13 protein-coding genes are annotated in these 12,179 nt (G+C 71.5%); all 13 read left to right on the top strand.

The genetic code is table 11. The features are described 5' to 3' along the window. The first annotated feature begins 40 nt into the window (after window positions 1-40). Complete coding sequence (locus B446_RS08410) at window positions 41-1,051, top strand: FKBP-type peptidyl-prolyl cis-trans isomerase (protein WP_020938994.1); 1,011 nt, start codon at window positions 41-43, stop codon at window positions 1,049-1,051. Between the two features lie 94 nt (window positions 1,052-1,145). Next, complete coding sequence (locus B446_RS08405; RefSeq protein WP_020938993.1) at window positions 1,146-1,517, top strand: FKBP-type peptidyl-prolyl cis-trans isomerase; 372 nt, start codon at window positions 1,146-1,148, stop codon at window positions 1,515-1,517. A 147-nt stretch (window positions 1,518-1,664) separates the two neighbouring features. Further along, window positions 1,665-2,642, top strand: a complete 978-nt coding sequence (locus B446_RS08400) for a helix-turn-helix transcriptional regulator (protein WP_020938992.1) — start codon at window positions 1,665-1,667, stop codon at window positions 2,640-2,642. A gap of 19 nt (window positions 2,643-2,661) precedes the next feature. Further along, window positions 2,662-3,699, top strand: a complete 1,038-nt coding sequence (locus B446_RS08395; RefSeq protein ID WP_020938991.1) for a helix-turn-helix transcriptional regulator — start codon at window positions 2,662-2,664, stop codon at window positions 3,697-3,699. Window positions 3,700-3,745: 46 nt separating this feature from the next. Beyond that, window positions 3,746-4,006 (top strand): hypothetical protein, encoded by a 261-nt coding sequence (locus B446_RS08390; RefSeq protein ID WP_043475073.1) that lies wholly within the window; start codon window positions 3,746-3,748, stop codon window positions 4,004-4,006. 19 nt (window positions 4,007-4,025) lie between these two features. Next, window positions 4,026-4,220, top strand: coding sequence for a hypothetical protein (locus B446_RS08385; RefSeq protein ID WP_020938989.1), 195 nt, complete (start codon window positions 4,026-4,028; stop codon window positions 4,218-4,220). Window positions 4,221-4,489: 269 nt separating this feature from the next. Further along, the gene (tatA, locus tag B446_RS08380; protein ID WP_020938988.1) at window positions 4,490-4,774 is read left to right on the top strand and encodes a Sec-independent protein translocase subunit TatA; all 285 of its coding nucleotides are present in this window, start codon (window positions 4,490-4,492) and stop codon (window positions 4,772-4,774) included. A 48-nt stretch (window positions 4,775-4,822) separates the two neighbouring features. Further along, window positions 4,823-5,764 (top strand): twin-arginine translocase subunit TatC, encoded by a 942-nt coding sequence (gene tatC, locus B446_RS08375; protein WP_193384438.1) that lies wholly within the window; start codon window positions 4,823-4,825, stop codon window positions 5,762-5,764. Between the two features lie 84 nt (window positions 5,765-5,848). Beyond that, entirely contained in the window at window positions 5,849-8,701 is a 2,853-nt protein-coding gene (locus tag B446_RS08370; protein ID WP_043475070.1) for a DEAD/DEAH box helicase, read from the top strand. 346 nt (window positions 8,702-9,047) lie between these two features. Next, on the top strand, window positions 9,048-10,712 hold the full coding sequence (locus B446_RS08365; protein WP_106960553.1) for a sensor histidine kinase: 1,665 nt from the start codon (window positions 9,048-9,050) through the stop codon (window positions 10,710-10,712). Further along, the gene (locus B446_RS08360; RefSeq protein ID WP_020938984.1) at window positions 10,709-11,113 is read left to right on the top strand and encodes a roadblock/LC7 domain-containing protein; all 405 of its coding nucleotides are present in this window, start codon (window positions 10,709-10,711) and stop codon (window positions 11,111-11,113) included. Before B446_RS08365 ends, B446_RS08360 begins: the two co-directional genes overlap by 4 nt. Next, window positions 11,110-11,523, top strand: coding sequence for a DUF742 domain-containing protein (locus tag B446_RS08355; RefSeq protein ID WP_020938983.1), 414 nt, complete (start codon window positions 11,110-11,112; stop codon window positions 11,521-11,523). The genes B446_RS08360 and B446_RS08355 overlap by 4 nt, the downstream gene beginning before the upstream one ends. Then, window positions 11,504-12,124 carry a GTP-binding protein gene (locus tag B446_RS08350; protein WP_020938982.1) on the top strand — a complete coding sequence of 207 codons (621 nt, stop codon included), beginning with the start codon at window positions 11,504-11,506 and terminating at the stop codon, window positions 12,122-12,124. The genes B446_RS08355 and B446_RS08350 overlap by 20 nt, the downstream gene beginning before the upstream one ends. Window positions 12,125-12,179 lie beyond the last annotated feature (55 nt).

The following is a 12,179-nucleotide window of genomic DNA, read 5'->3' as shown; positions in this document are numbered from 1 at the left end:
CACGCCAGTCCACAAGATCGACCGATTACGAGGCATCTCCGTGCGCCGACGCTCACTCCTCCTCGCAGCCGTGCCCGCCGGGCTCGCCACGCTCGCCGGATGCGGCGGCGGCAAGTCAGACTCGGGCAAGGCCGCACCCTCGCCCTCACCGTCGGCCTCGGCGTCCGCACCGCCCCCGCCCAAGATCGTGGACGGGCCGCTGCCCGCGATCACGGCGGGCACCAAGTTCGACGAGAAGCCCACGGTCGCGAAGGGGCCGGGCGAGCCGTCGAAGGACCTCGCGGTGAAGACGGTGATCGCGGGCAGCGGCCGCACGGTCGCGGAGAACGACTTCATCCAGGCCAACTACCTGGGCCAGATCTGGAGCACCGCCAAGGTCTTCGACAACTCCTACGACCGCAAGAGCCCGCTGGTCATCCAGCTCGCCCAGGGCAGCATCATCGACGGCTGGCGCTACGCCCTCGCGGGCAGGAAGACCGGCAGCCGGGTCCAGATCGCCGTCCCGCCCACCTGGGGCTACGGCAAGTCCGGGAACGCGCAGGCGGGCATCAAGGGCACCGACACCCTGGTCTTCGTCATCGACGTGATCGACTCCTTCAACTCCAAGAGCTCCGCCAAGGGCACGCAGGTCCCGCAGACCGACGCCGCCCTGCCGAAGGTCGGCACCAACACCGACGGCCAGGCCCCCTCGATCAGCGTCCCGAAGACCGCCCCGCCGAAGAAGCTGGTGTCGGCCTACGTCCTGGAGGGCGACGGTCCCGAGCTGAAGGCGGACCAGGCGATCCTGTGCCAGTTCAAGGGCGTCGTCTGGGACAGCGGCAAGCCCTTCGAGCAGACGTACGGCTCCGGCCGGCTCAGCCAGTTCTCGCTGGAGCAGATGCGGCAGGTCGTCAAGGGGCTGCCGCAGGGACTGACCGGCAAGAAGGTGGGCAGCAGGGTCCTGGTCGTCGTCCCGCCGGACCTGGCCTACGGGAACAACCCGCCGAGCGGCGGTGCCATCAAGAAGGGCTCCACGCTGGTGTTCTCGGTGGACATCCTCGCCGCGATGTAGCGGGGTCCGTGGCGCGGCCGCCCCGGCACCGCCAGACCTGCGAAGATGACAGACTGTCCGTGTTCCGTGTCGTACACAAGCAGGAGCTTTTGACGTGAGCATCGAGAAGCCCGAGATCGACTTCCCGGGCGGCGAGCCGCCGGCGGACCTCGAGATCAAGGACATCTGGGAGGGCGACGGCGAGGTGGCGCAGGCGGGTCAGACCGTCACCGTCCACTACGTCGGCGTCGCCTTCAGCACCGGCGAGGAGTTCGACGCCAGCTGGAACCGCGGCACCCCGTTCCGCTTCCCGCTGGGTGGCGGCCGTGTCATCAAGGGCTGGGACCTGGGCGTGCAGGGCATGAAGGTCGGTGGCCGCCGCCAGCTGACCATCCCGGCGCACCTCGCCTACGGCGACCAGAGCCCGACCCCGGCGATCCAGCCCGGCGAGACCCTGATCTTCGTGGTCGACCTGGTCGCGGTCTGATCGTCGTACAGCCTGCTGACGGGATCCGACCGGACCCGATCACCTGGGGCCCACGCCTGTCCGGGCGTGGGCCCTCGGCTTTGCCCCGCACCGGCGGGGCGGTACGGTCATCGTCCGTAAGCACCATAGGGAAGGTGAAGGGCGTCGATGGCCATTGCCAAGGCCGAGCGGCTGATGAACCTCGCGCTGTGCCTGCTCGGGACCCGGCGGCCGCTCAGCAAGCGTGAGCTGCGCGACTCCATCGAGGCCTACGTCGAGGCGTCGCGGCCGGAGAGGGGCACGGCGGGCAGCGACGACTCCTTCAACCGGATGTTCGAGCGCGACAAGGACGACCTGCGCGAACTGGGCCTGGTCATCGAGACCGTCGAGAACCTGGACGGCGAGGTGGGCTACCTCGCCCGCCGCGACAGCAACCGGCTGCCGCCGATCACCCTCGACGCCGAGGAGGCCGCCGCCCTCGGCCTGGCCGCCAAGGTCTGGCAGCAGGCCCGGCTGGCCGGCGCGGCCAGCGGCGCCCTGCAGAAGCTCCGCGCGGCCGGCCTGCCCGAGGACGTCGACCCCTACGAGGCGCACGGCGCCCTCGAACCGCGCATCCCCGTGCACGAGGCCGCCTTCGAGCCGCTGATGCTCGCGTGCCGCGACCGCCGCCCGGTGGTCTTCGAGTACCGCAAGGCCTCCGCCGTGCACCCCGAGCCCCGGCACGTCGAGCCGTGGGCGCTGGAGTGCTGGCGCGGCCACTGGTACCTGGCCGGCTGGGACCGCGACCGGGGCGCCGAGCGGGTCTTCCGGCTGTCCCGCATCACCGGCCGGGTCCGCTCCCGCGGGGCGGCCTTCACCGCGCCCGTCCCCGACGTCGTCACCGTCCGGGAGACCGTCGCGAGCTGGGCCGGCGAGATCGCCGACGGCACGGCGCTGATCCGGCTGCGCACCGGCGCCGGCTACCCGCTGCGGGCGAAGGCCACCGGGGTGCGGGAACTGGGCGACGGCTGGGACGAGTTGGAGATCCCGTACGGGCACGGCCTGGACGCCTGGCTGGTGGAGTTCGGCCCGGACGTGGTCGTGCTGGAGCCGGCCGAGCTGCGGGCCGACGTGGTGGACCGGCTGCGTGCCGTGGCCAAGGGCTGAGGGGGAGCGGAGCACAACCATGGCAGGCAAACCGGTCAGGCCCGTGAACGCCATCGACCAGACCCGGCGGATGCTCTCGCTGGTCACCTACCTCAGGGAGCGCCCCGGCGCGCGGATCGCCGACGTCGCGCGCGCCTTCGGCATCACCGAGGACGAACTGGTCTCCGACCTCGATCTGCTGCCCATGTGCGGCACCAGCTTCCGCGGCGGCGACCTGCTCGACATCGACACCGACGGCGAGCGCATCTGGTGGCACAACCCGGCGGCGCTCGGCGAGGAGGCGGCCGAGCCGCTGCGGCTCGCCGCCGACGAGGCCACGGCCCTGCTGGTGGCCGCCCGCGCCGTGTCCACGCTGCCCGGCCTGCGCGAGAGCGACCGGCAGGCGCTGCTGCGGGCGACGGCCAAGGTGGAGACGGCGGCCGGCGAGGCGGCCGGCGCCAGCGCCCGGCTCTCGGTGACCTTCGAGTCCGAGGGCGGCGTCTTCGCCGACGTCGACCGGGCCATCTCCGAGCGCCGCCGGCTGTGGATCCGCTACTACTCGCCGGCGCGCGACGAGGTCACCGAGCGCGAGATCGACCCCATCCGCCTGGTCAGCGTCGGCCACACCTACGTCGAGGCGTGGTGCCGCCGCTCCGAGGCCCGGCGCACCTTCCGGCTCGACCGGGTCGCGGAGATCAGGATCCTCGACGAGCCCTCGGCGCCCCCGGAGATAGAACTGCGGGACCTGTCCGAGGCCCTGGTCCAGCCGGCCGCCGAGGACCCGGAGGTCGTGATCGAGGTCGGCCCCGGCGGCCGCTGGGTCGCCGAGTACTACCCGCACGACAGCGCCGATGAGCTTCCCGACGGCGGGCTGCGTATCACTCTGCGCACCCCCGACCCGGCCTCCCTGCGCCGGCTGGCCCTGCGCCTCGGCCGCGACGGCCGGATCGTCTCACCGCCCGAACTGGCCGACAGCGCCCGCCGGGCGGCCCGCGACGCACTGGCGGCGTACGAGGGCCGGCCGGGCACGGGCCGCGGTGCCGGGGGCGGGCAGGACGACCAGGAAAAGAGGAGCTAGGGCGTTGAGCGAGTCTCCGGTGTCCGGTGCGAGGGGTCCGCGGGAAATGACGGCGGCGGCGGCCTTCGCCGGGATGAGAAGAGTCGTCCCGGTGATGTTCCGGGCCGGCTGCCCGGACTGCCGGGGCCGGTTCGAGCTCGCCGCGGGCGCCCTGCGCCTGGCCATCGGCGCGTCGAGCCGGACCACGTTCTACTCCTTCACCTGCCCCGACTGCGGGGTCGCGGTGCGCAAGCCCGCGGGGGAGCGCATCGTCGAGCTGCTCACCGGCGGCGGCGTCCGTACCCTGCGGCTGCACTCCACGGTGTAGGACCGTCTAGGCTCGGCTCATGTTCTGGCCGATGTTCGCGGTAGCCGTGGGTTTCCTGGGTCTCGCCGTCCTGGGGGTGCTCGCCGTCCGGGTGTTCCTGGAGGCGAGGCGCCTCGGGCAGCAGGTGGCGGACTCCGCGCGCCGCATCAACCGGGCGGCCGAGGACCTGGAGCGGGCGGCGGTGAGCACGGCCCGGGCCGTCGACACACTCTGAGCGCGGCCCGCCTCCGGCGGGCGCGGCCGGTCCGGGATCCTCGTCGGCGCATGGGCGTGCGCGGTCGGTCACACCACTCTGTCACCTTTGCCACCCAGCCAGGTACGCTGCTGGTCGCGGCCCGGAAATGAGGCGCGGTCCGCAGAGCAGGAGTACGCCCGGGGATTGTCCCGCGTTCACCCCGACGCGTTACGATCGCAGCCAGCAAGACGTTCGGACAAGTGTCTGACCTGTCGGACATGCCCGCCTCGGTGAGAAGGTGAAGATTTATGTTCCGCAACGGACTTGAGCCGTGGCACCTGCTGCTCCTCGTCCTGGTCATCGTCCTCGTGTTCGGTTCCAAGAAGCTCCCGGACATGGCGCGCTCGCTGGGCAAGTCCGCTCGCATCCTCAAGAGCGAGGCCAAGGCGATGAAGGACGAGGGTAAGCAGCCCGCCGGCACCGCCCAGTCCACCGAGGACCCCGCTCCGGCGCAGCGCACGATCCAGGCCGCCCCCGGCGACGTGACCAGCTCGCGCCCGGTCAACGAGCCGACGGACACCACCCAGCGCTGACGCGAGGGCCGGGTCGGTCCGGTCCGCTGCACGAGATGAGGATGTGGGTTGCCCAAGTCTGCCCGCAAGAAGGAGAAGGATCCCGAGGGGCGGATGCCGCTCGCGGATCACTTGCGTGAGCTGCGCAACCGGCTCGCGAAGGGTGTCCTGGCGATCGTGCTCGTCACGATCGTGGCGGCGTTCTTCTACAGGGACATCATCAACTTCATCACCGAGCCGGTGCTGGACCAGATCGGCTGCCACCAGTCCTTCGGTGAGCTGGCGTCCTCGAAGAACGTCCACTGTGCGCACATCACGGTCAGCGGCCTGCTCGCACCGTTCACCCTGGCGCTGAAGGTCTCGCTGATGACCGGCGTCGTGCTCGCGTCGCCGGTCTGGCTGTACCAGCTCTGGGCGTTCGTCGCCCCGGGCCTGCACCGCACCGAGAAGAAGTACGCCTACGCGTTCGTCGGTTTCGGCTTCCCGCTGTTCCTCGGCGGCGGCTACCTCGCCTTCCACGTGCTGCCCACCACGGCCCGGGTGATGATCGACCTGACGCCGTCCGGCGCCGAGAACCTGCTGCCGCTGGACGACCTGCTCGACCTCGTCACGCGCATGGTCGTCGTCTTCGGCCTCGCCTTCGAGATGCCCCTGCTGCTGGTCATGCTCAACCTCACCGGCGTGCTGTCCGGCGGCCGGATGCTGGGCTGGTGGCGCGGCATGGTCGTCGGCATCACCGCCTTCGCTGCGGTGGCCACGCCCAGCCCGGACCCGATGACGATGCTGGCGCTCGCGGCGCCGATCTGGGGTCTGTACTTCATCGCCGTGGCCATCGCGCTGATCAACGACCGGCGCCGGGCCCGCCGCGCGGCCGACGGCCCGGGCGACGACGAGGCGTCCGAGCTGGACCTCACCCCCGAGGCCATCGGCGAGGTCGAGCCCGTCTCCGCCGGCCGGCTGCCCGAGCAGACGACCACGGACCGGGTCAACGGCTACGACGACGTGACCTGAGGCCCACCGCATCGCGCACGACGGCTGCCCCCGCCCTGACCGGCGGGGGCAGCCGTCTTTGTCGATCAGCGCACGTTCCGGATAATGATCGTCCTGTTGTCGGTGGGGCCCGGTACGCTCGAAAGCACGATGACAGAGGACCTCTCACCGGCCGAGCGGTACGCGGCAGCCCGGCGACGGGCAGCCGAGCAGGCCACCGCGCTCGCGTCCTTCCGCGAGATGTACGACTTCGGCCTCGACCCCTTCCAGATCGAGGCCTGCCAGGCGCTCGAGGCGGGGAAGGGCGTGCTGGTGGCCGCCCCCACCGGTTCGGGCAAGACGATCGTCGGCGAGTTCGCCGTCCACCTCGCCCTGCTGCAGGGCAAGAAGTGCTTCTACACGACACCCATCAAGGCGCTGTCGAACCAGAAGTACGCCGACCTGTGCCGGCGCTACGGCTCCGAGCAGGTGGGCCTGCTCACCGGCGACAACAGCGTCAACTCCGACGCCCCCGTGGTCGTGATGACCACGGAGGTGCTGCGGAACATGCTGTACGCGGGCTCCCAGACCCTCCTCGGCCTCGGCTACGTGGTCATGGACGAGGTGCACTACCTCTCCGACCGCTTCCGCGGCGCCGTCTGGGAAGAGGTGATCATCCACCTGCCCGAGTCGGTGACCCTGGTGTCGCTGTCCGCGACCGTGTCCAACGCCGAGGAGTTCGGCGACTGGCTGGACACCGTCCGCGGCGACACCGAGGTGATCGTCTCCGAGCACCGGCCCGTGCCGCTGTTCCAGCACGTGCTCGCCGGGCGCCGGATGTACGACCTGTTCGAGGAGGGCGAGGGCCACCGCAAGGCCGTCAACCCCGACCTCGTCCGGCTGGCCCGCATGGAGGCGAGCCGGCCGTCGTACCAGGACCGCAGGCGCGGCCGCGCGATGCGCGAGGCCGACCGGGAGCGGGAGCGCAGACAGCGCTCCCGGGTGTGGACGCCGGGCCGGCCGGAGGTCATCGAGCGCCTCGACGCCGAGGGGCTGCTGCCCGCGATCACCTTCATCTTCAGCCGGGCCGCCTGCGAGGCCGCCGTCCAGCAGTGCCTGTACGCGGGTCTGCGGCTCAACGACGAGGAGGCGCGGGAGAAGGTCCGCGCGCTGGTCGAGGAGCGCACCGCCGCCATCCCCACCGAGGACCTGCACGTCCTCGGCTACTACGAGTGGCTCGAGGGCCTGGAGCGCGGCATCGCCGCCCACCACGCGGGCATGCTGCCGACCTTCAAGGAGGTCGTGGAGGAACTGTTCGTACGCGGTCTCGTCAAGGCCGTGTTCGCGACCGAGACCCTCGCGCTCGGCATCAACATGCCCGCCCGCTCGGTGGTGCTGGAGAAGCTCGTCAAGTGGAACGGCGAGCAGCACGCCGACATCACGCCGGGCGAGTACACGCAGCTCACCGGCCGCGCGGGACGACGTGGCATCGATGTCGAGGGCCACGCCGTGGTGCTCTGGCAGCGCGGCATGAGCCCGGAGCACCTGGCCGGGCTCGCGGGCACCCGCACCTATCCGCTGCGCTCCAGCTTCAAGCCGTCGTACAACATGGCGGTCAACCTGGTCGAGCAGTTCGGCCGGCACCGCTCGCGCGAGCTGCTGGAGACCTCCTTCGCGCAGTTCCAGGCCGACAAGTCGGTCGTCGGCATCTCCCGTCAGGTGCAGCGCAACGAGGAGGGCCTGGAGGGCTACAAGGCCTCCATGACCTGCCACCTCGGCGACTTCGAGGAGTACGCGCGGCTGCGCCGCGAACTCAAGGACCGGGAGACCGAGCTGGCCCGGCAGGGCGCGGCCAGCCGTCGCGCGGAGGCCGCGGTCGCCCTGGAACGGCTCAAGCCGGGCGACGTGATCCACGTGCCCACGGGCAAGTACGCCGGCCTGGCGCTGGTGCTCGACCCGGGCCTGCCGGCCGGCCGTTCCAACGGCCACCGCGGCTTCGACCACCAGGACGGCCCGCGCCCGCTGGTGCTGACCGCCGAGCGTCAGGTCAAGCGGCTGGCGTCGATGGACTTCCCGGTGCCGGTGGAGGCGCTGGACCGGATGCGCATCCCGAAGTCCTTCAACCCGCGCTCCCCGCAGTCCCGCCGGGACCTCGCCTCCGCGCTGCGCACCAAGGCCGGGCACATCCCGCCGGAGCGGGCCCGCAAGAAGCGCTCGCAGGCCGCCGACGACCGCGAGATCGCCCGGCTGCGCACGGCGATCAGGGCCCACCCCTGCCACGGCTGCGACGACCGGGAGGACCACGCCCGCTGGGCCGAGCGGTACCACCGGCTGATGCGCGACACCTCGCAGCTGGAGCGCCGGATCGAGGGCCGCACGAACACCATCGCGCGCACCTTCGACCGGATCGTGGCGCTGCTGACCGAACTGGACTACCTGCGCGGCGACGAGGTCACCGAGCACGGCAAGCGGCTGGCCCGGCTCTACGGCGAGCTCGACCTGCTGGCCAGCGAGTGCCTGCGCGAGGGCGTCTGGGAGGACCTCGGCCCGGCCGAACTGGCGGCCTGTGTCTCGGCGCTGGTGTACGAGGCGCGGGTCGGCGACGACGCCATGGCGCCCAAGCTGCCGTCCGGCAGGGCGAAGGCCGCGCTCGGCGAGATGGTCCGGATCTGGGGCCGGCTGGACGCCGTGGAGGAGGACTTCCGGATCAACCAGACGGAAGGCGTCGGACAGCGCGAGCCCGACCTCGGCTTCGCCTGGGCCGCCTACATGTGGGCCTCGGGCAAGGGGCTGGACGAGGTGCTGCGCGAGGCGGAGATGCCGGCCGGCGACTTCGTGCGCTGGTGCAAGCAGGTCATCGACGTGCTGGGGCAGATCTCCGCGGCGGCCCCCACCGAGGGCTCGACCGTCGCGAAGTCCGCCCGCAAGGCGGTGGAGCAGTTGCTGCGGGGTGTGGTGGCCTACTCGTCCGTCGGATGACACCCGGCGCCATCCCGCATGGCCGGACCGCCCTCAGGGGCGGTCCGGTCTTTTTCACTCCTCACGGTGAGTGACCCTCGCATGCCCGAACGCCGTCACTCCTGGTGTTCGAATAACTGCCGAGAGTGTAAATGGATTCGAGCGTACTCCTGGGGCGTGGGCGATTTCAGGTGCTTGCCGAATATGACACGGCGATGATCCGGTCGGACTAAGCTCGCCCGCGGCGCACCGAGTTGAGGTGAATTCGTGCGCCTGTTCCCAAAATTCCCGAAGATCCCGTCAGTTCCAGGAACATTCCCCCCACGAGCTCCCCCGACACCCAGCCGATCCGTCTCAGAAGGCATCCATGGTGAGTGTTCAGAAGCCTCCCGGTGGCCGTGAACGTCCCTACGCGCGTGTGCTGTTGCTGCCGGCCATAGTGATGGCCGCGGCGGCCGGGGCCGCGGTCGCCCTGGTCCCGGCGCCGGCCCGGATCGCCGTCGGCGGGTGCGGGGCCGTGGCCCTGCTGCTGGTCCTCGCCACGGGCGCCGAAGCCGTCCGCCGCGGACGGGCGCTGCGCGAGGCACAGGCCGAGCACGCCCGTCACGCCGCGTATCTGGAACGCCGTCTCGCCGATCACGACGCGGACATCGTCCGCCTCGGCACCGATGTCCTCTCCCTCGGACTGCGCCGGCTGCGGGCCGGGGAACCGCTGCGGGAGGTGATGCGCAAGGTCGTCGACCTCGACCCCGAACTGCGCCACATGCCCGACTCCCAGCGCACCCTGCTGCGCAACGCGCTGCGCGGCGCCGACCACGAGATCTCGATGCGCGACGCCACCGAGCGCTCCTTCGTCAGCATCGCCCGCCGCGTCCAGGCCATCGTCCACCAGCAGGCCAACGAACTGCGGGAGATGGAGGAGGACCACGGCCGCAACCCCGAGGTCTTCGACGACCTGCTGCGCATCGACCACGGCACCGCGCTGATCGGCCGCCTCGCCGACTCCATCTCGGTGCTCGGCGGCGGCCGCCCCGGCCGTCAGTGGCCGCTGCCCGTGTCGCTGTACAGCGTGCTGCGCGGCGCCATGTCCCGGATCCTGGAGTACCGGCGCATCGAGCTGAACTCCATCGTCAACATCAACATCAAGGGCACCTCCGTCGAGCCGATCATCCACGCGGCCGCCGAACTCCTCGACAACGCCACCCGCTACTCGCCGCCGTCCACCAAGGTGCACGTCACCGCCGCCGAGGTGCAGAGCGGCCTCGTCATCGAGATCGAGGACGCGGGCGTCAGCCTGAGCGAGGAGTCCCGGGCCCGGATCGAGAAGGCGATCACGGACGCCATGGCGGGCGACGACGCGGAGAACCTGGGCTCCACCCCGCGCCTCGGCCTCGCCGTCGTCGGCCGCCTCTGCAAGGCCTTCGACATGCAGGTCTCGCTGCGCGCCTCCGCGTACGGCGGCGTACGGGCGATCCTCGTCGTCCCGCGCGGCATGACCACCACCGAGCCCGGTGTCGGCGCCGCCCACGGCATCGGCGCCACCGCCGTGCCGCAGCCCGAACTCGGCGCCGTCGAGGGCCCGAAGCGCCCGCCCAAGAAGCGCCGCCCCACCAGTCCCCGGATCCCCGCCGGTATCTCGATGGAGGACGACGTCCCCGAGGTCACCGAGTGGACGGCGGGCGGTCTGCCCCAGCGCCGCAGCCGGGTGAAGACCCCGCTCCACCAGCGGATCGCCGAGCAGGCCGCCATCGAGCGCGCCGAGCGCGAGGGCAGGCCGACCATCTGGTCCCAGCCCCGGCCCGAACCGGAGCCCGAGATCGACCCCGAGCGCCAGAAGCTCCGGGACCGGCCGCCCGGCATGTGGGTCGACGCCTTCTGGGACGGCCTGCGCAAGGGCATGCCGGAGGACGCCACCGCGGCCGAACTCACCGACTTCACGCGGAACCCGACCGCGTACCTGCACCTGCTCAACGATTCGGACCCGGCCCCCGCGGCCACCACCGAGGCCGACGACGAGGGAGACCTCAAGTGATCCAGCAGCGAGCGAACTTCGACTGGATGCTCAAGCAGCTGAACGACGGCGTGCCGGGCATCGAGATGATCGTGGTGCTGTCCGCCGACGGACTGCGCATCGCGCGCTACGGCGGCGACCCCGACGCCGCCGACCGGGTGGCCGCCGCCTGCGCGGGGATGCAGAGCCTGGCCGGCGCCATCATCCAGGAGATCCCCGGCGCCGGTGACATGAAGCTCGTCGTCATCGAGATCGACGGCGGCTACTTCTACCTCATGAACGCCGGCGCCAACGCCTACCTCGCCGTGCTCGCCGACGTCACCTGCGAACCCGGCCGGATGAGCGGCATGATGCGCGACCTCGTGGTCCGCATCGGCGCCCACCTCACCAGTCCGCCCCGGCGGAACGGGCAGACCGTATGACTCCTCCGCGACGCAAACGGCGCCGGCAGCACCTGCCGCCCCCGCCACCGCCGCCCGCGAAACGGGCGGAGGGCGAGGAGACCCCCAGGAATCCCGAACGGCTCTACACCATCGCCGGCGGCGCCGACGGCGGCCGGGCCGAACTCGACCTGGTCACCCTGATCGTGGCGCGCTGCGCGCCGCCGCCCTCCGCCACCCCGGAGGAGGCGGCCGTGCTCCGGCTGTGCACCGCCCCCCTGTCCGTGGCCGAGCTCTCGGCCTACCTCCGCCTGCCGTTCAGCGCGATGACCGTCCTGATCACCGAGCTGATCACGAACGAACTGGTGCAGGCGCGCGCCCCGATCGCCCGTCAGGCGCTCCCCGACCGGTCACTCCTCGAAGCGGTGATGCATGGACTTCAACGGCTCTGACACGATCCCCGGCCCCCGCACCGAGGACCACCTCCCGCAGTCGGCGCAGGCCGCGGTGAAGATCGTGATCGTGGGCGGCTTCGGCGTGGGCAAGACCACCATGGTCGGCTCCGTCAGCGAGATCAGGCCGCTGACCACCGAGGAGACCATGACGCAGGCCGGGATCGGCGTCGACGACAACTACGGCTCCGACTCCAAGACGGCCACCACCGTGGCCATGGACTTCGGCCGCATCAGCATCACCGACAAGCTGGTGCTCTACCTCTTCGGCACCCCCGGCCAGGAGCGCTTCTGGTTCCTGTGGAACGGCCTGTTCGAGGGCGCGCTCGGCGCGGTCGTCCTGGTCGACACCCGGCGCCTGGAGGTCAGCTTCGACGTCATGGGGCGCCTGGAGGAGCGTGGCGTGCCGTTCGTCGTCGCCGTCAACTCCTTCCCGGACGCACCCCGTTACCCCGTCGAGGAACTGCGCACCGCGCTCGACCTGGGCCCGGACGTCCCGATCCTGGAGTGCGACGTGCGCCGCCGGGCCTCCAGCAGGGACGTGCTGATGGCCCTGATGCGCTTCCTGCACTCACTCGCCCTGTCCGGCGCGCTCACCTGACCCGCGCGACCCCCCCCGGCCCGGTCCCCACCCGGCCGCCCCCCTCGCACACACC

This window comes from Streptomyces collinus Tu 365 (genome assembly GCF_000444875.1).
Taxonomy (GTDB): Bacteria; Actinomycetota; Actinomycetes; order Streptomycetales; family Streptomycetaceae; genus Streptomyces; species Streptomyces collinus_A.
The sequence above is the reverse complement of the archived record's forward strand: the minus strand, read 5'-3'. Positions and strand labels throughout refer to the sequence as shown.